The sequence below is a fragment of the Wolbachia endosymbiont (group A) of Lypha dubia genome, assembly GCF_964028575.1.
Taxonomy (GTDB): domain Bacteria; phylum Pseudomonadota; class Alphaproteobacteria; order Rickettsiales; family Anaplasmataceae; genus Wolbachia; species Wolbachia pipientis.
The window spans coordinates 235959-254429 of sequence record NZ_OZ034796.1; the positions used below are offsets into that span (position 1 = coordinate 235959).

The window sequence follows — 18471 nt, forward strand, 5'->3', positions numbered from 1 at the left end:
GTTTTAAATCCTCCTGATTAAGTTTTATCGCTATGACTCCCCCACCAGAACCGTGCTTGCAGCTTTCCCGCACACGGCTCCACAATGTAGTATTCACAGCATTTCCTATTTTGTATATAATGAGTAGCATATTCTTGGTTTTGGTAATGGATTAACTTGTAGATAGTGTATAAATTGCTTTGAATTCATACTCTTCTTCTGACTACGTCGGTTTATCCATTTATACGCTAGCTTGATTACCCGCCAGAAGAATTTATTCAACCACCGGTAATTTCCGCTAACTCCGAAGTAGTTATAGTGTCCTGTTAGTTTTGCTTTAAGTATTGACCACCAATCTTTAAGGTGAACTTTATTTCGGATCTTTTTCACCCATTCTTTGATTTCTTTAAGTTTTCTAGATAGATTTTCTTTCGAGGTTTTATGACCTACCATTACTCTACCTTTACGACTCCTTGTACCATAATGGGTGAATCCTAGAAAGTTGAAACTTTCCGTTTTTCGTTTCTCCCTTATTCCTTGTTGCCACTCCTTTTTGCCAAACTTTACTATTCTTGTTTTGTCTTCAGATATTTCCAGTCCAAATTTTCCTAGCCTTTGTTTCAGTGACTCTAAGAGTTCTCTAGCATCTTTTTCTCTTTCGCAGCAAATCAGGTGATCATCTGCATACCTAACTAGCTCCATATAACCTTTAGATCTTAGCTTGAATTTCTTTTCAAACCACAAATCCAGCACATAATGCAAGTATATATTAGCTAGTATAGGACTTACTATTCCCCCCTGAGGTGTGCCTAGTTCAGTTGCTTCATAATGTCCTGCTTCGACTACTCCTGCCTTAAGAAATCGTTTTACTAACCACAGTATGTTTGGGTCTGTTATCCGTTCTCTCAAGCATCTCATTAGCCATTTGTGCTGGACATTATCAAAGAATTTCTTGATATCAACTTCTACTACATAGTTAGTTGGTCTGTACATAACTGCTTTATTTAGTGCATTTACCGCTTGATGACAGCTTCTACCAGGACGAAAACCATATGAGTTATCCAGAAAGTTAGCTTCATAAATATTTTCTAATATCTTCTTCAGCATTATCTGGACTAACTTATCTTCTGTAGACGGTACTCCAAGCCCGCGTTTCTCTTTGCTTCCAGCTTTTGGTATATATACTCTTTTCACTGGTTGCGGTTGATATCGCTTTCTTTTCATACTATCCACCAGAGTGTTGAGCTTCTCTTCAAGATTTTCTCCATAAGCTTCTACTGTCACCTGGTCTATACCGCATGCTTTGTTATGCTTTAGCTCTTTATAACATTCAGCAAGATTCTCTGCGTTTATCAGATGAATTAACGATGTAAATTTCAATCGTTTATCTTGCCTGGCTCTTACTGCTATCTGATTTAGTTTTCTTTGCACGTTATTCCAACCTCCGTTGTATTGGCATAGCAATTCCTAAACCAGTCACTATATTGCTGACCGCTTCCCCTTGTATGTGGCTTTCCCACACTCTGAGTACTATCAATCAGTCCGACTTCCTTTATATCTTCCGTCAGTACTCGCCTTTGTTGACTTGTTCCAACGTACCTTAATAGGAATACAAAGGATCTCCCAAGTTTACGTAAACTCCATCTCAACACGTGATACGGCCTCAGATCCCGATAGAGTGAGTGATAACTTGCCCTATTGTTACCCTTCTTGCTGTCTTCCACTATATGCAACGTGTCGACCTCTATGACATCGAGAATTTCGGGACTCAATACCTTCACTTTCGTTGTACCCTGTGTTGTCCATTCCACTAGCTTTACTACGCTCGTTACCTTACGCAGCATAGTGGTTTGTTCCAGCCTGCTGGCTAGGCTTTGCCTGGGTTGGATTTTCACCAACTGGACTTTACGCACTTTGCTTGGCGCACGCATATTTTCTCCTATTTACTATACTTAACATACAATAATTTTAACTAATATTTTCACAATTGTCAAATTTAGGCGTCCATTTTTCTCAAAGTTCAAAGTACACAACAAAAACTTTACAGAGTGCAAGTAGTAAAATTCTTGACAACTTTAATTTATTAATGCATAATATATGTATATTAATAATCAGCGGTAGCTCAAAATGTACAACATATTTGGTTATTTCAAAAGCAACAATAGTTCTAATACCAATTCCCGCTACACAAGTAACGGATAGACAATAATAGAAAAAAAGCCATACTGAAGTAAGTAAAGTAGCGAGGTTTAAATGGCATTAAGATCAAAATTATTGGATGAAAAAGTGGTGGAATCAGCAAAAGAAATGCTGAAGAAAGTAAGAAATAACGCATATGTTGCAAAAAAACTAAATGCTGTAATTGCAGCAAAAAAGCACAGTATAACAGCCGTAGCAAAGATATGCTGCATTTCAAGAAAGGCACTTACTGCATGACCTAAAATTTGGCAGAGAAGAAAAATTATTTGCTCCGCCTCAACGCCGTAGAAAAACTATATTGAATCAAAGTCAACGTGAACAAGTTGAGGTGTGGATAGAGGAAAACCCCAATATTACTATAAAAGAAATGAAAATAAGAATTCAAGAAAAGTTTGGTTTGAATATCAGCAAATCTACAGTACACCGTAATATGCAAAGAATGAAATTCTCATATATCACACCAAGACCAGTGCATAACGGACAAGATAAAAGTAAACAAGAGGAATTTAAAAAAAAATCTTAATGAAACTATTGTCATGTATCCTGAAAAAGAGCTATTTTTCTTCGATGAATCGCGGTTTGGCACACATTCAAAGATTGGACACGGGTGGTTTAAAAAAGGCATTAGGACACAGGTTAAGGTAAAACTAGGTAGGCAAAATTTTTATCTCTATAGTGCAGTTAATCCCAGAAATGGAGAAAGTTCTAGCTCAAACGTCAATACTGATTGTATGAATATATTCCTTGAGCAGATGTCACAATATTTAGGAACAAGGGAGGCATTTCTTATCATGGATTGTGCTAGTTGGCATAAGTCAAAAAATTTAAAAGTACCTAAAAATATCGACATTATATACCTACCACCATACTCACCTGACCTCAATCCTGTTGAGAGGTTTTGGTTATATATAAAACAGAACATTTTGCGTAACAAAATCTACGACACAATTGCTTTGCTTGAGAGCGCTTTGTGCAAATTTATTACCTCTCTTTCTCACTCCACAATTAAAAAACTCTGCAATGCCGCTTATTTGATTCACTAGTAATGAGAATTGGTATAACGCACAAAGTAGCAGACTAGATGGAGAAAGTTATCAATACACCACAAGAGACTATATGACAATTTACTTTAATAACACACTAGCAAGTTTCAGTAGATCATTAAGAGAATTTAAAGAAAAAGCGTATGGATTTATGTATGATATCGGAACTTGGTTGAAAGAAACATATGAAAATCTCACTGAACGACCTGCAACGCATAATCGCTATACCCCAAAAGAAAAACCCCTTGTTGAAGTTGAAGAAATAGAAATGAAGGAACTAAACCGTACATATAAGCCATTCCAAACTCCACTTATCCACCCAACAAGCAGAAGTTCTGGTGCCAATACCTCAAATCAAGTTGTTGTTACTCGACATACACCTGAAACTACTAAAACAAAATAGATGTAAAACCTACGTTTAAATATGTATAGTACTTCCCAAAGTAAATGATAAAGGTATAATAAGCTATTTGAGTTATAATGGCGTATAGTGTGGATTTAAGGGAAAGGGCAGTATCGATGATAGAAAAAGGGAAGTCAAAGGTTGAGGTGGCAGAGCTTTTGGAGATAGGAATAGCAACTCTGTACCGCTGGTTAAGAAAGAAAGCCGCTGGTGAAAGCCTAAGGCCATCGAAAAACGGCAGCTTTATTCGAAAAATAGACCCAAAAATACTCGAAGAATATGTTAAAAAGAATCCAGATCATACGCTGGCAGAGATGAAACAAAATCTTGGATTTGGAATAAATTCAATTTGGTATAGGCTGAAACAGCTAAGAATTACTTTAAAAAAAAGTTACACTATATCAAGAGCGCAATCAAGAAGATAGGCAGCGATTTACCGATAAAATCTCAAAAATAGACCATTCCAGCATCTTATATATAGATGAAGCAGGAGTTGATAATAGGTTATACCGAGAGTATGGACGTGCTCCAATAGGAAAGAAAATTTATGCAGATATTCCAGGAAGAAAACGAGAGAGAATCAGTATAATAGGCGGGTGGATTGGAAAGAGATTTATTGCACCAATGACTTTCAAAGGTGGGTGTGACAAAGAGGTATTCAATACATGGTTAGAGAAGATGTTATTACCTAAATTGCCACATGGTACTACAATAGTTATGGACAATGCCACATTCCATAAAACTCCCAAAACAAAGGAGTTAATAGATAATGCTAGATGCCGTTTGCTCTATCTACCAACATATTCACCAGATTTGAACCCTATAGAGCATTGTTGGAATACCATCAAAAGCCGCCTCAGACCTTTAATGCATAAATATACAGACTTACAACTTTTGGTTGGTAATACCATAATGGAAATTTATCATTCATTTTAGAAAATACTATAGTACTTGAGTGAAGCATTCTTTAACTGTTCTATTCAATAAAACCTTTACAATATTTCAATCATAGGTTTAACTTTACGAAGTTATAATCTATAGGGCTACGATGAACGATTATCTCTCACTGCTAAATCCAGAACAACAATCAGCTGTAACTAACATAGATGGACCGGTTTTAATATTGGCAGGAGCCGGAACCGGAAAAACAAGAACGATTACTTCAAGAATAGCACACATAATTAGAAATGGTCACGCTTATTCTGATGAAATATTAGCTGTTACATTCACAAATAAAGCAGCAAATGAGATGGTATCAAGGGTACTTGAGCTAACGGGCACAAACATACCATGGCTTGGCACTTTCCATGCAATTGCAGCAAAAATTTTGCGCCTGCACGCAGAAATTGTGGGCTTAAACCCCAATTTTACAATCATTGGTGTGGATGACCAATTACAGGTAATAAAAAATATTATCAATGAAATAAGCCCTGATTACCTATCAGAAAAATGTAAGACCATTATGAATATTATTCAGCAATGGAAAGAGAAGTGCTTATTGCCATCTGAAGTGGAAGATATTCAATCATTTAGGCCAGTGTACGTAACTGCACTCAAAGTCTATCACCAGTATCAGGAAAGGTTGAGATTCCTTAACTCTGTCGATTTTGGTGACTTATTGCTATATAACATACAACTCTTTAATCAAAAGACCGAAGTTCTGTCCTACTACCAAAACAAGTTTAAATATGTCATGGTAGATGAATATCAAGATACAAATGCGATACAATATCTTTGGCTAAAATACCTTGCAAAAGAGCACTCAAATATTTGCTGTGTAGGAGATGATGACCAGTCGATATATAGTTGGCGTGGTGCAGAAGTTGAAAATATTTTGAAGTTTTCTGATGATTTTAAAAATGCAAAAACCGTTAAACTAGAGTGTAACTACAGGTCAACATCCCACATACTTGCAACTGCGTCATATGTTATCAATCACAATAAGACTCGCTTAGAAAAAAAATTGTGGACAACAAACATTGAAGGGGAAAAGGTAAATCTAATAAAATTATGGGACGGAAAAGCTGAAGCAAGGTTCATAAGCGAACAGATATTAAAGCTCAATAAATACAGATTTAGTGACATTGCAGTGCTGGTAAGGGCCACTTTTCAAACTAGAGTTCTCGAAGAGTATTTTATAAAATATTCAATTCCCTACAAGATTATAAGTGGCGTAAAATTCTACGAACGTCAGGAAGTCAGGGATATAATTGCATATTTAAGACTCGTTACAAACAATAACGATGACTTAGCTTTCGAAAGGATCGTAAACCGGCCAAAAAGAAGCATAGGAGCTACAACTCTAAAGAAAATATACACGACTGCTCAGGATAACAAAATTTCTTTTTTTGAGGCAGCAAAAATATTAGTTAATAGTAATCAAGTAACCGAAAGAATTAAACTCTCACTAAATGATTTTTTAAATAAAATTAAAGCTTGGGAAGAAATAGTAAGCGTAAAACCACTGCATGAATTCGTTAAAATCGTAGCAAACCAATCAGGGTATATTGAAATGCTTGAAAATGAGGAGGTAACAGGCTTAGCACGAATAGAAAATGTCAAGGAGCTCATCTCATCTTTAAAAAATTTCGATAATGCCACAACTTTCTTGGAGCACATAAGTTTGGTGATGGAAGTGGATAATATGAATAACGATGACACCGTATATGTTATGACTCTTCATGCAGCCAAAGGACTTGAATTCCCGTGCGTGTTTCTACCTGGTTGGGAAGAGGGATTATTTCCTCATCAAAGATCTTTTGATGACAAAAGTGGTAAAGCTTTAGAAGAAGAAAGGAGACTCGCATATGTTGGCATAACCAGAGCCAAAGAAAGGTTAATCATTTCATGTGCAGATAGGAGGGAAATTAACAACCAGTGGCAACCGATGCGCACTTCTCGGTTCATTAAAGAATTGCCAAGAGAAAATGTTGAGGTAATTAAAAGCAACATTGCCTACTGTTGAAGCTATAATTGCAGATAAACATATCTTACAAATCTGAATTACTTTAACTATATGTTTCTCCTGGCAAAAATTCTGTAACCGTTCACACTTAATTCTTCAATCTCATACCAATTTCTATTACATAACAAACAAATAGACAATAGAAGTGAGAAGGTTATACTAAGGCAGTATAATGATGGAGTTTTGGAATGGCATTGGTATCAGGTTGCAATTTTAGCTTACATTGTGCCAATCTTTCTTCAATTGCTGCTCGCATAAATTCTGCCTGTCTTTTAGTTCTGCAGTGCACTATCGCATCATCCACATATCTTTCAAATGGTACTGTTGGGTGATTTTGTTTCATCCATATATCAAATGCATGGTGCATAAATATGTTTGAAATGATTGGGCTTATTGAACCTCCTTGCGGAACTCCTTTTTTCCCTAACTACCTTACTGCCATCTGCTTGCTGAATAGGGGATTTCATCCACCTTTCAACATACAGTATGACCCATTTGCAGTCTGTGTGCTTCTTGATAGCCTGCAGTGCTAAATTGTGGTCCAGATTGTCGAAAAATCCTGTAACATCAACAGCTTTCTTGGTAATCGTATCCTGTCTCCAATAAACAGCGGTTTTGCTATGTATCCTTGATCAGCAAAAACTTACGTAAAGTTGGAGCCTTGTATTTAGCTTGAGTGAAAAGATTTAGAGCACCATCACGATCTTGAACACTTGCACTATGAACATCAGCCGCAATAATTAAGCCCACTGTATCTACAACAATATGACGTTTTCTACCCTTTATTTTTTTTTCAGCATCATATCCTCTGGATCCCCTTTTTGAGTGGTTTTTACTGATTGACTGTCAATTATTCCTACTGAAGGTGTTTCATTTTTACCAAACATTTTTCTTACCTCTTTTACTAGCATATTATGTATTTTTTCCAATTTGCCATTACTACGTCACCTGAGAAAATAGTCATACACCGTCTTCCATGGAGGAAAATCTTTCGGCAGCATTCTCCATTGACAACCACCTCTCATTATATACCTTATTGCATTAATAATTGTTCTGATATTGTGCTTTCTTGGCCTCCCTATCTTTCCTTGTGCAACATGTGGCTCCAAAATTTCCCATTCCTTATCACTTATATCACTTGGATACAATTTTCCCTCCTATTTTTTACTTACACTATCATATTTTTTTCCTCATTCCTTTTCAAGACATACTCTTAGACAACTGGACGTCAAGCCTATCCTAGTGCTGCATATCAAGCTCATACTCAGTATGTAAATCTTTGACTAAAGCTACAGCGCATTCTTTTTGAACAATTATACTGATTTTGATTTCAGATGTTGTGATAGCAAGTATTTCTATCTTTTTTTCGCTTAAAACCTTGAGTGTGCGGTGCATCACTTCAGTGTTAGACATAACACCAATACCAATTATTGAAATTTTAGCTACATTATCGTTTATAGCATAATTTTCATTCTTATTCAGTAACTTTTCCATTAAATCAATATCAAATTTGGAGATAACAAAACTTGACCCATGTATCATATCAATTTTAACGTTTGCTCCTGCTATATCTCTTAAAGTACGCAAGTTATTTGCAAGGTTAGTGAAAGTTACAAGAGCTTCATTAGTGCTATAAGTTATTCCAGTAATTAAGTATCTCTCTAGTACATCCCTTTTGTGTAGCACTGTGGTGCCTTCTACTTCCTTAAAAGTGGATAGCACTTGCACTTTAATGTTATGTTTCATTGCAAGTTGTACTGAACGATTATGCAGTATTTTAGCACCAGATGACGACATTTCCAACATTTCATCGTAAGAGATAAATTTGAGCTTGCGTGCCTTTGGAACAATTCTCGGGTCTGCTGTATATATTCCATCAATATCAGTAAAAATTTCGCAAATTCTAACACCAAAGGCTACCGCGAAGGCAACTGCTGATATATCAGAGCCTCCTCTTCCAAAAGTAGTGATTCTATCATCATTTATACCCTGAAAACCAGCAATGATCGCAGCAGTATAACCCTCAGCAAAAGATCTTTTCACACGGTCAATCTTTATTGTTTTTATTTTAGACTCAGAATAAAAATCATCAGTTACAATTGGTAACTGCCAGGCAAGCCACGATTTAGCATTAACTCCGATCGATTGGAGAGTGATAGCTAATAGACCGCAAGAGATTTGTTCTCCTGCTGAAAGCATAACGTCATACTCTGATAACTCTTGTCTGCAACTTAAATTTGAGATTTGCCTAGCCTGAAAAGCCATTTGGTCAGTAAATCCTGCAACAGCAGATACAACAACGATTACATTACAACCTTTCTCAATATCGTTTTTTATCAAATTTGCAACTCGGTTTAAATCAGTTAGCGAAGTCCCACCAAATTTTTTTATGATTATTTTGTCCATAGTTACAATATAACTCTCTTCTGAAGAAAAACATAGTTTTTGTAGAGATAGCAGCTTGCAAGCCATTCAGAAAAGGGAAGATAAAACTATAAAAAACCATAGGCGCCAGTTGGTTTTTAGCTAAAGTCAAGTGTCTGGAATTTTAGGCATAGAATCCCCCATATGAACAAGATTCAGAAAAAATGCAACGCACATTGGGCAGAGATTAAGTATGTGTGTGCACCCACATACACTGAAGAAGATACGCCACATTTTTAACTGAAATTTAAATGAAAAGTCTGCAGACGGAGACAAATTTTGAGCTCGAGAAACATCTCTAATTGTCATTATAATGAGGTTTCAAGTATGCGGAAGTAATTTTTTTAGCTAAAGTCAAAATTTTCTACCATGACATGAGCCCACCACTAAGCAGCAGGAGACCTTGCATGACCTCCAAAAAATGCTTTTACTCTTTCAAGATAAGTAGGTGGTTCTGCAGGGATTTCTATATTATACATTGAATAATACACTGCTTCCTTTATACTATCATCTGTAACTAATTCCCTTAATTTTTGCTTTATGGCACCTCTTTGAATACTTTTTCCATACTCTTCGTAAAATTTTATGTAAAGCTCTTTAAAGACAAATTCTCTTATTTCTATTATTGATTGGTTAATGTTGCTCTTCACCTCATCGCTTATATTATTTTTATCCGCATAATCTTCGGAGTAAAAATCTTCAAACTTGTCTACCAAAATTTTTAATTTTTTATAATTGCAATATTCTTTTAAAAATCTTTCAGTAAATTTAGGTGTTAATACGTTCACTGCTCCATTTATTTGAACCAAGAAATTATTTTTCGCTTCAAGACAACTAAGCGAATAAATAATACGATCGAACATTCCCAGAGTACATAAACCAAGTCCATCCTTTAAATTCATTAGTAATAGTGAATTCACATCTGATTTTTGATTCTTAGCAGCAGTTGAAACTAAGTTTGCAGCTTGTGTGAGAGTTAGTCCAGTTTTTGATTCTTGCCAAGCTGCTTCATTGGAACCATTAAAGTTAAGATAAAGTTTTAATTGCTCTTTTTGCTCAGTTGTAAGCTCATCTGAATTATTTATGTAGTCTTCAAACTCTTTATTGAGTACATTTGGTTGAGTTCCAAATTTCTGTTTTAGTTCTTCAGCGCAGTTTATGACACTTTCCTCAAAACTTCTAGTATGAACACTTTGACTACCAGTGCCCACATCACTTACATTAAACAAAAAGCTTAGCTGCTTTACATTCAAACCCAAAGGTGAAAAGAGTTTTACTGATGGATATTTTATTAACTCAAGAAGTGCTACTGGAATTAGCAGTGCATAATTTAACAATAATAAACCAAAATTAAATATAAGAAACCCACGTAGAGCTGATACCTTTGATGCAATATACAAAAATGGAAGCTGTAGGTAATATATCAAGTGTATACTGAAGAATAAGATTTTGTCCTTTAATTTTATTGTTGGATCTTTATAAACCTCAAACAACATGCTATTGCTATCAATATTGTTGTTTTTAAAGGAGGTATAGTTGTTTATGATCTTCTCTTGCAAGGGAAGAAGCATTTTATTCAGGCAAATAAACGCAGCAATAACAATAAAACCTGTAGCCAAAAATGCTAGTGCAGGGCTAGAAGTGCTTGTAGATAAATAGGCATAAAGACCATCAACAATTAAGTTTTTGTATAATCTTTCAAAGGGACGAACTAGAATCGGGTCAAGGATATAGTTAACAAGAAGATTTAAATAATACACGAGAAACAAAAGTGCAATCAAAAATGCAATAATACTACAAACAACCAAAAATGCTTTTAATCTCGGATTCATAACCCCCTCTTAATAATCTGTTAATATAATCTATTTTAGGAATAAATTGAAAAAAATGCAAGTTTTTATGTTAAAAGATCAATTGAAATTTCTGAGTTTAGGGTATATTGTTAATCTATTTAGATAAGAATTATTGTGTCAAATAAAATAGGTTTTTGGGCTATTTTTGCCTTAGTGATTAGCAGCCAAATTGGCTCTGGAATTTTTATGCTTCCAATTAGCCTTGCTCCATATGGCATGTATAGCCTTATAAGCTGGATAATATCAGGGCTTGGTGCTATATCTCTTGCTTTAGTTTTTGCCTCACTCTGCGCAAAATTTCCGGAAACGGGTGGCCCTCACGTCTATGTAAAGCATGCTTTTGGCCCTGCTGCAGCTTTTTTTGTTGGTTGGACGTATTGGGTGATCTCATGGGTTAGCACAACAGCCGTAATAGTTGTGGGTGTTGGTTATCTTACACCATTTTTCCATGAAGATATTCAAAACGTACATCTGTTTTTAGAGATGTTATTACTTACAATTATTACACTAATAAATTTTAGAGGAGTAGCTACTGCTGGACGTGTTGAGTTTTTATTGACGGTGATAAAAATTTCTGTATTGCTTGTAATACCTATAGCAGCATTGTTTTTTTTTGATAGAAATAACTTCATCATAAGTGAAGAAATATCAAATCTTACAACATCGCAGATTCTTGCCCGTTCTACACTTATTACTCTATGGGGTTTTATTGGAGTTGAATTGGCAACAGCACCTGCAGGGTCAGTTGATAATCCAGCTAGAACAATACCAAGAGCTGTGGTACTTGGAACAATCTCTGTTGCTGTTGTGTATTTTATCAACAATCTTGCAATTATGGGATTAATAAATGGCAATGATTTAGCAAGTTCAAGAGCACCATATGTTGACGCAATAAAAATTATGGCCTCTGGCAATTGGCACTTGATTATTTCTATAACTGCGTTCATTTTTTGTGTTGGTACTTTAAACGCTTGGGTACTAGCTAGTGGACAAGTGGCCCTTGGCCTTGCAAAAGATAAACTGATGCCACAGTTTTTTGCTCAAAGAAACAAGCACGGTTCTCCTTTCTGGGGCATAACAACTAGCTCAGTTGGAACTGCAACTTTACTAATCCTCACTTCAAGCAACAATTTTGCTAAGCAGATCACATCAATTATCGACTTTTCTGTAGTTTCATTTTTATTTGTTTACCTTGCATGCAGTCTTGCTTTTCTCAAAGTTATTGTGCAAGAAAAGAGTTGTTACAAATTTTTAATTGGCAGTATAGCAACAACCTTTTGCTGCTGGGTAATATTTGAAACTTCTGTGAATACCTTGCTGATCGCAAGCTTATTCACTGCAAGTGGCGTACCTCTTTATTTATTTTGGTATCGCAGAGTTTCTGTATAGCAAATGTTATGTATCTGTTCAGCAGAGTGGCAAAATAAGGTAGACGAGAAAAGACAACTATAGGAAGAAATGGGTGTCATGCCAGTGCGTGACACTGGCATCCAGTTCTTTCGCGCAGTTCCATCAAAAACGTTGTAAAGGATTAATCGCTTTCGTGTTTACCAACTTAGTGCCCAATCTGGATCCCAGATACTGTCTCTGCTGTCAAACAAATTATCCAACAAAATTACAATTAAATGGTTGATTATTTTTAAGAATACCAAAAAAGACATGCATTAATTTTCGCATTAACGCAAGAACTATGACTTTTGGACATTTGCCTTTACTTGCTAGACGCTGACAAAACTTTTGAAAATGATTATTATGGTTTTTGACTACTATAGCTGGCATATAAAGAGCTTTTCGAATACGCTCAGATCCTATTTTGCATATGCAACTTCTCTTACTTACTGACGATCCCGATTGATAATGTCCTGGATTTAGACCAGCAAAAGCTGTAAATTGTTTAGCATTGTCAAAGTTATCAACTGATGGCATTTCTGCGACAACAGCAACAGCAACAGCAGTAAGATATCCTATACCTTTTATAGTCTTAAGGTTTTCCACCATATTTTTTAGATGTGGATAGTTATTTATATGCTCATTAATTTCTTTTTCGAGAACAATAATTTGCTCCTCTATTGCCAAAATTACTTTAGATATAGCTTCTTTGCAACTGGAATGCATATTTTTGTTTTCCAAGCGATTTGTCTGTTGCACCTTATCATCTTTTAGCGATTGCATGCAACGGTAAAGCTCCCTCAAATGCCTCATTTCAGGTGCAATGGGCTTCCAAAGAGCAGGTTTGTTGGCGATACAAAATCTAGCTATCATAGCTGCATCTGATTTATCTGTCTTATTTCTGAGCAGCTCACTTTTGCCAAAAGCTTTCTGGGTTTACTATACTGACATTATGTCCTAAATCGTGCATAAAAGTAGCCAAATCTTCTCCATACCAACTATAGTACTTCCCAAAGTAAATGATAAAGGTATAATAAGCTATTTGAGTTATAATGGCGTATAGTGTGGATTTAAGGGAAAGGGCAGTATCGATGATAGAAAAAGGGAAGTCAAAGGTTGAGGTGGCAGAGCTTTTGGAGATAGGAATAGCAACTCTGTACCGCTGGTTAAGAAAGAAAGCCGCTGGTGAAAGCCTAAGGCCATCGAAAAACGGCAGCTTTATTCGAAAAATAGACCCAAAAATACTCGAAGAATATGTTAAAAAGAATCCAGATCATACGCTGGCAGAGATGAAACAAAATCTTGGATTTGGAATAAATTCAATTTGGTATAGGCTGAAACAGCTAAGAATTACTTTAAAAAAAAGTTACACTATATCAAGAGCGCAATCAAGAAGATAGGCAGCGATTTACCGATAAAATCTCAAAAATAGACCATTCCAGCATCTTATATATAGATGAAGCAGGAGTTGATAATAGGTTATACCGAGAGTATGGACGTGCTCCAATAGGAAAGAAAATTTATGCAGATATTCCAGGAAGAAAACGAGAGAGAATCAGTATAATAGGCGGGTGGATTGGAAAGAGATTTATTGCACCAATGACTTTCAAAGGTGGGTGTGACAAAGAGGTATTCAATACATGGTTAGAGAAGATGTTATTACCTAAATTGCCACATGGTACTACAATAGTTATGGACAATGCCACATTCCATAAAACTCCCAAAACAAAGGAGTTAATAGATAATGCTAGATGCCGTTTGCTCTATCTACCAACATATTCACCAGATTTGAACCCTATAGAGCATTGTTGGAATACCATCAAAAGCCGCCTCAGACCTTTAATGCATAAATATACAGACTTACAACTTTTGGTTGGTAATACCATAATGGAAATTTATCATTCATTTTAGAAAATACTATAGTTGCTTCAAGACATAAATGAGTAAGATTTGCTCCATGGCCATTGCACCAAACTACAAGTTTTGCAAAACCATCTTGATTATTTTGAAAGACTTTGTGTCGTTTTTTACTGTCCACTAACAAACAAACATCAAATTTCTTTTTTGAAATATCCACACCCAAAATAGCATTTACTTGCATAAAATTGCCTCCAAGACTATAAATAAACTGAGAGTTTAGACTAACCTTGTAATACGGGATATAATTCCAAAAGATACTGTTCAGTCTTTAACTCTATGGGAGGGAAGCAAAATCTGGCTTAATGGCATTAGTGTCGCATCAGCTTCACCCTCCCTGTGAGGTATTTTAGCTCTAATGCCTCACATCATAAAGATACAAGTGTCACGCACTGGGATGACGAGAAAGGAGCACTGGAATTTTTGTTTCAATATTTGTACATGAGCCATGCATCTGAACAGATACAATGTTATAACTAGAGATAATTTTTAAATGATTGATATTTATGAACTACGACTTTTCTTGTTGTCCACTTGTTCAACATTACCCTTCTCAAGTTTACTATCTACTTCTTTTGTGTGTTCATCATCTATACTAGTTTCATCTTTTATCTTACTAGGGTAATCTTCCTGCGATTTTTTATATGCTTCCATGTTGTCATATATAGGGTTACTGATGATTTCTATTTTTTCAGGTGTGAAAATCCTTGCTAAAAATCTCCTTATTATTGGTATTGACCTTAAGAGATCTCTTAGCTTTGAAGATTCTTGTCTTTTGTTTAGAGACTGTTGGTCTATTTTAGAGGTTTTTACACCATACTTTTTGTCATCAAAATTTATTGTAGGCTTTCTTTTATTCGAAAGAACACTTTGGGCCTTTGATCCATTGGTTCCTTCAGGCCCTTGAGGTGTAGACATTGCAGGTTTAACCTTAGTTTCATCGTATTCCTTACTCATCTTTCATTTCATTATGTAATATTACTAATATTGCATAATAATAGCTAAATTACAATTAATTGCAAGGTAAAAATATTAAAACAATTGTAAATTTTGTCAGTAAAAATATAATAGAACTTTAAAATTAGAGGTTCATCTATATGAGATACAAAATTGCTGTTATTGGAGCAACCGGAAGAGTAGGGCGTGAGGTATTAAGCACGCTTGCTGAATTTCAAGATGAGGCGATAGATTGCGTTATTGCACTTGCATCGAAAAAATCAGAAGGGAAGAAGGTGAGCTTTGGTGACAAAGAGTTAACAGTTTTATGCCTTGAGGATTATGACTTCGTTGGAACTAATGTAGCCATTTTCTGTGCTGGATCTCATGTTTCTGAAGAGTATGTACCAATTGCAACACAGGCTGGATGCATCGTGATAGATAACAGTTCCCATTTTAGAATGAAAGAGGGTGTGCCACTCATTATTCCAGAGATTAATAAAGAAAAAATTATGGAATATAAAAACCACAACATAATATCCAATCCAAACTGTACTACAATACAGATGCTGCTAGTACTACATCTATTACACCAAAAAGCAAAAATAAAGAGAATCGTTGCTTCAACTTATCAATCAACTTCTGGTGCAGGCAAAGCAGCAATGGATGAGCTCTATGACCAGACAAAAAAAATCTTTATGAACGAAGCTAAAAAACCCAAGATATTCTCTAAGCAAATAGCATTCAATTGCATTCCCCATGTAGGAGAATTCATGGAAAATGGCTCTACAGAAGAGGAATGGAAAATGCAAGAGGAGACAAAAAAAATTTTAGAGGAAGATATAAAAGTTACTGCAACTTGTGTAAGGGTACCCGTCTTTATCGGTCACGCTATGGCAGTAAATGTGGAATTTGATCAACATATCACTGAAGAACAAGCTCGTGAAGTGCTAAGTGAAGCCGAAGATAGTGGAGTTTTAGTGTACAACAGGCGTGAAGATAGTGAATACATAACTCAAATTGATGTTGTACAGGAGAATGCTGTATATGTATCGCGTATTAGAAGAGACAATACTGTTGAGCACGGATTAAATATGTGGATAGTGGCTGACAACCTGCGCAAAGGCGCAGCATTAAATATAGTGCAGATTCTTGAGATTTTGATAAGAGAGCATTTGTCAATCAAGTGCATATAGAGCGCACGTACGTTGTAATTCGAAGGAAATTGTATATCACATGGCAGCGCGTGACGCTGGAATGGCTTTGTTGCATCGCTACTTATGAAAGGCTAACTATAATTAGGATTATAAGCAACTTATTGAAAATCTTGTTTTTTTGCAATCAATCTGATCAAATTTAAGAATAGTAATTTGTTATTTATATTAATAAATTTAATTCTATTGAAAATAGCTAAAGCATTGAAATTCTTGAATTTTAGCCGGATTAGTGAGTGGTAGTGAAATTTCTTTTACTCAAATTTAGGTATTCACTGACCGTTCTTGTTATAAATACCAGAATAATAAGCTACTGATATTCTCCACCTTTTTTATCTTTAATCCATCATAGCTAGCGATGCAACAAAGCCGGCTGGATTCCAGTGTCAAGCACTGGAATGACACCATTTGCTGTGCAGTTTACCTTCAAAAATGAATGTTCGTACAGCTATGGAATAAATCGCGGTATGACGGTTCGCAGCGGTATAGTAACTCGTCACCCCGCTACTTGTTAGCGGCTGAGATACCGCGGCGGTATGACGTAGAAGCTATACTTTTATACTCACCAACTCAGTATCCAATCTGGATCCAAGTAGTCAAGCTATTCGGATGACACCCTCATAAAGTGAAATGAGATCCCGCTAACACGTAGCGGGATGACGGGAAAAGAGGTACTGGGAGACATCCTTCCTGGTAGACCCAAATCACAATGTTCGCACAGTTGTGCGTCACGCGCTGCCGAACACTGTATGGTTATACAAGAAAAATTAAGGCTTAAAAGGAAACTTAAGCAGCTAATAGGGCCTAAGCCTTCTTAATAAAACATAAAAAGCCCCTTTACCACCATGTTTTTTCGTAGCTTGTTGGTAGTATAGAACCATATGCTGGATTTTAGTGTCATTTAACCATTTATTTAAGTTACTCTTTATAGTGTCTGTTTTATTTGTTGCACTGCCGTATCCCGTAATTACCAATAAACATCTATTTCCTGCTCGATAATTTTTGATAATAAAATCTATCAATTTACAGTAAGCATCCTCTATACTATAGCCGTGCAAATCGAGCTTATCGCTTATAAAATATTTACCCCTATCAACTTTTGATTTTGTGTTTTTGTCAAGACAAAATGATGAGTGACCATTATTGGTATTAAGAAAATTCCTTTGTAAGTCGGAGGTACCTTTATCAACCATAGACTTTATATTTACTTTATGATCAACTTTCAAAGTAACTTTTCCACATTCTATTGGCTTAACATTTTTTTGCCAATCTAACTCATCGTCCGACATAAACGCATTAATCGAATTGTATAATTTTACAACAATATCCAAACATAGTAAAATGTTGCTTATTCTATAAAAACCCGATTTTCGATAATACGATGAAATCGTCAAAAACTAATGAGAATTTTTGGCTGTATGGAAAGCACACCTGCATGTCAGCACTGAAGAATAAAAATAGGCGGTGTATAGAACTGTTAGTAACAGAAAATTTCTATAGAGAACATGAAAAAGAAATTAGGCAATGTGTAAATAGTAAGGGCATTAAAGTTCGATTAGTAGAAAACAAAATACTTAATGACGTTTTATCTAAAGGTGCTAACCATCAAGGAATTGCTTTAAATGTTGCCCCTATTCTTTATAACTTAAGCATCGAAGAGGTAGCTGAAAGCTCAAACGACAGCTCTACTATAGTCATTTTAGATCAAGTCACTGACACGCACAATATTGGGTCAATTTTAAGAACTTCAGCTTGTTTTAATGTCGACGCATTGGTTTTACCACATAACCATTCACCGAGTGAAAATGCATCTATTGCAAAAGCAGCAAGTGGGGCTTTAGATATTGTTCCGCTAATATACGTTACAAATATAGTAAAAACTATGCAGTATTTAAAAAAGGTCGGCTACTGGTGTTACGGGTTTGATTGCAATGCTAAAGAAAATATAGATGAAATAAAGAGTCTTGAGAAAAAAAGAGTAATTATTTTTGGTTCTGAAGAGAAAGGAATGCGGAGGTTAGTTAAAGAAAATTGTGATTATCTTTTAAAGATCCCAATATCAAACGTAATTGACAGCTTAAATGTTTCAAATGCAGCAGCAATAGGCCTATATTCTATTTATATTAAAACAAATGCCAGCGCATAGCTG

Annotated in this window: 20 protein-coding genes and 2 pseudogenes; 11 read left to right on the top strand and 11 right to left on the bottom strand. The window is 35.6% G+C overall.

The window, feature by feature from the left end:
* Positions 1–105: 105 nt before the first annotated feature.
* Entirely contained in the window at positions 106–1410 is a 1305-nt protein-coding gene (gene ltrA, locus ABWU72_RS01235; protein ID WP_017531706.1) for a group II intron reverse transcriptase/maturase, read from the bottom strand.
* Between the two features lie 822 nt (positions 1411–2232).
* Between ltrA and ABWU72_RS01240 the strand changes: the two are divergent.
* The 5 genes and pseudogenes from ABWU72_RS01240 to ABWU72_RS01260 all read left to right on the top strand — a co-directional run bounded on the left by ABWU72_RS01240 (position 2233) and on the right by ABWU72_RS01260 (position 6589).
* Positions 2233–3221 (top strand): annotated as a pseudogene (locus tag ABWU72_RS01240) (IS630 family transposase).
* 73 nt (positions 3222–3294) lie between these two features.
* Entirely contained in the window at positions 3295–3624 is a 330-nt protein-coding gene (locus ABWU72_RS01245; RefSeq protein WP_246165590.1) for a hypothetical protein, read from the top strand.
* A gap of 77 nt (positions 3625–3701) precedes the next feature.
* Entirely contained in the window at positions 3702–4049 is a 348-nt protein-coding gene (locus tag ABWU72_RS01250) for an IS630 transposase-related protein (RefSeq protein ID WP_155968342.1), read from the top strand.
* 28 nt (positions 4050–4077) lie between these two features.
* Positions 4078–4560, top strand: coding sequence for an IS630 family transposase (locus ABWU72_RS01255; protein WP_231115908.1), 483 nt, complete (start codon positions 4078–4080; stop codon positions 4558–4560).
* A gap of 112 nt (positions 4561–4672) precedes the next feature.
* Positions 4673–6589, top strand: coding sequence for an ATP-dependent helicase (locus ABWU72_RS01260; RefSeq protein ID WP_155969319.1), 1917 nt, complete (start codon positions 4673–4675; stop codon positions 6587–6589).
* Positions 6590–6743: 154 nt separating this feature from the next.
* Here the strand turns inward: ABWU72_RS01260 and ABWU72_RS01265 are convergent, their stop codons facing one another.
* From ABWU72_RS01265 to ABWU72_RS01290, 6 genes are all read right to left on the bottom strand, one after another.
* The gene (locus ABWU72_RS01265) at positions 6744–6956 is read right to left on the bottom strand and encodes a hypothetical protein (protein ID WP_065094389.1); all 213 of its coding nucleotides are present in this window, start codon (positions 6954–6956) and stop codon (positions 6744–6746) included.
* 251 nt (positions 6957–7207) lie between these two features.
* Positions 7208–7429 carry a transposase gene (locus ABWU72_RS01270; protein ID WP_155969599.1) on the bottom strand — a complete coding sequence of 74 codons (222 nt, stop codon included), beginning with the start codon at positions 7427–7429 and terminating at the stop codon, positions 7208–7210.
* Positions 7372–7500, bottom strand: coding sequence for a hypothetical protein (locus tag ABWU72_RS01275; RefSeq protein WP_255317429.1), 129 nt, complete (start codon positions 7498–7500; stop codon positions 7372–7374). The genes ABWU72_RS01270 and ABWU72_RS01275 overlap by 58 nt, the downstream gene beginning before the upstream one ends.
* Positions 7501–7533: 33 nt before the next feature.
* The gene (locus tag ABWU72_RS01280) at positions 7534–7737 is read right to left on the bottom strand and encodes an IS5 family transposase (protein WP_007549940.1); all 204 of its coding nucleotides are present in this window, start codon (positions 7735–7737) and stop codon (positions 7534–7536) included.
* A 91-nt stretch (positions 7738–7828) separates the two neighbouring features.
* The gene (locus ABWU72_RS01285; protein ID WP_155969028.1) at positions 7829–8995 is read right to left on the bottom strand and encodes an aspartate kinase; all 1167 of its coding nucleotides are present in this window, start codon (positions 8993–8995) and stop codon (positions 7829–7831) included.
* Positions 8996–9399: 404 nt separating this feature from the next.
* A complete protein-coding gene (locus ABWU72_RS01290) occupies positions 9400–10845 on the bottom strand; it encodes a hypothetical protein (RefSeq protein ID WP_155969030.1) in 1446 nt (481 codons plus the stop codon).
* Between the two features lie 135 nt (positions 10846–10980).
* Between ABWU72_RS01290 and ABWU72_RS01295 the strand changes: the two genes are divergently transcribed.
* The gene (locus ABWU72_RS01295) at positions 10981–12255 is read left to right on the top strand and encodes an APC family permease (protein ID WP_010082345.1); all 1275 of its coding nucleotides are present in this window, start codon (positions 10981–10983) and stop codon (positions 12253–12255) included.
* A 213-nt stretch (positions 12256–12468) separates the two neighbouring features.
* Here the strand turns inward: ABWU72_RS01295 and ABWU72_RS01300 are convergent, their stop codons facing one another.
* Both ABWU72_RS01300 and ABWU72_RS01305 read right to left on the bottom strand, forming a co-directional pair.
* On the bottom strand, positions 12469–12981 hold the full coding sequence (locus tag ABWU72_RS01300) for a transposase (RefSeq protein ID WP_353284053.1): 513 nt from the start codon (positions 12979–12981) through the stop codon (positions 12469–12471).
* A gap of 21 nt (positions 12982–13002) precedes the next feature.
* Positions 13003–13170, bottom strand: a pseudogene (locus ABWU72_RS01305) (IS110 family transposase); the annotation flags it as partial.
* Positions 13171–13307: 137 nt separating this feature from the next.
* On the opposite strand from ABWU72_RS01305, the gene ABWU72_RS01310 reads away from it, so the two are divergent.
* Together ABWU72_RS01310 and ABWU72_RS01315 are read left to right on the top strand one after the other, a co-directional pair.
* Positions 13308–13655, top strand: coding sequence for an IS630 transposase-related protein (locus ABWU72_RS01310; protein WP_155968342.1), 348 nt, complete (start codon positions 13308–13310; stop codon positions 13653–13655).
* Between the two features lie 28 nt (positions 13656–13683).
* Positions 13684–14166 (top strand): IS630 family transposase, encoded by a 483-nt coding sequence (locus ABWU72_RS01315; protein WP_231115908.1) that lies wholly within the window; start codon positions 13684–13686, stop codon positions 14164–14166.
* 510 nt (positions 14167–14676) lie between these two features.
* Here ABWU72_RS01315 and ABWU72_RS01320 read toward each other — a convergent pair.
* Positions 14677–15129 carry a hypothetical protein gene (locus ABWU72_RS01320; RefSeq protein ID WP_015589289.1) on the bottom strand — a complete coding sequence of 151 codons (453 nt, stop codon included), beginning with the start codon at positions 15127–15129 and terminating at the stop codon, positions 14677–14679.
* Between the two features lie 140 nt (positions 15130–15269).
* Here ABWU72_RS01320 and ABWU72_RS01325 point away from each other — a divergent pair, with 140 nt between their 5' ends.
* Positions 15270–16304, top strand: coding sequence for an aspartate-semialdehyde dehydrogenase (locus ABWU72_RS01325; RefSeq protein WP_010962945.1), 1035 nt, complete (start codon positions 15270–15272; stop codon positions 16302–16304).
* Between the two features lie 401 nt (positions 16305–16705).
* Positions 16706–16837, top strand: coding sequence for a hypothetical protein (locus tag ABWU72_RS01330; RefSeq protein WP_255356250.1), 132 nt, complete (start codon positions 16706–16708; stop codon positions 16835–16837).
* Positions 16838–17116: 279 nt separating this feature from the next.
* On the opposite strand, the gene ABWU72_RS01335 is transcribed toward ABWU72_RS01330, so the two are convergent.
* The gene (locus ABWU72_RS01335; RefSeq protein WP_155969325.1) at positions 17117–17611 is read right to left on the bottom strand and encodes a Smr/MutS family protein; all 495 of its coding nucleotides are present in this window, start codon (positions 17609–17611) and stop codon (positions 17117–17119) included.
* A gap of 92 nt (positions 17612–17703) precedes the next feature.
* On the opposite strand from ABWU72_RS01335, the gene rlmB reads away from it, so the two are divergent.
* Positions 17704–18468 (top strand): 23S rRNA (guanosine(2251)-2'-O)-methyltransferase RlmB, encoded by a 765-nt coding sequence (gene rlmB / locus ABWU72_RS01340; protein WP_155969327.1) that lies wholly within the window; start codon positions 17704–17706, stop codon positions 18466–18468.
* The last annotated feature ends 3 nt before the right edge of the window (positions 18469–18471 follow it).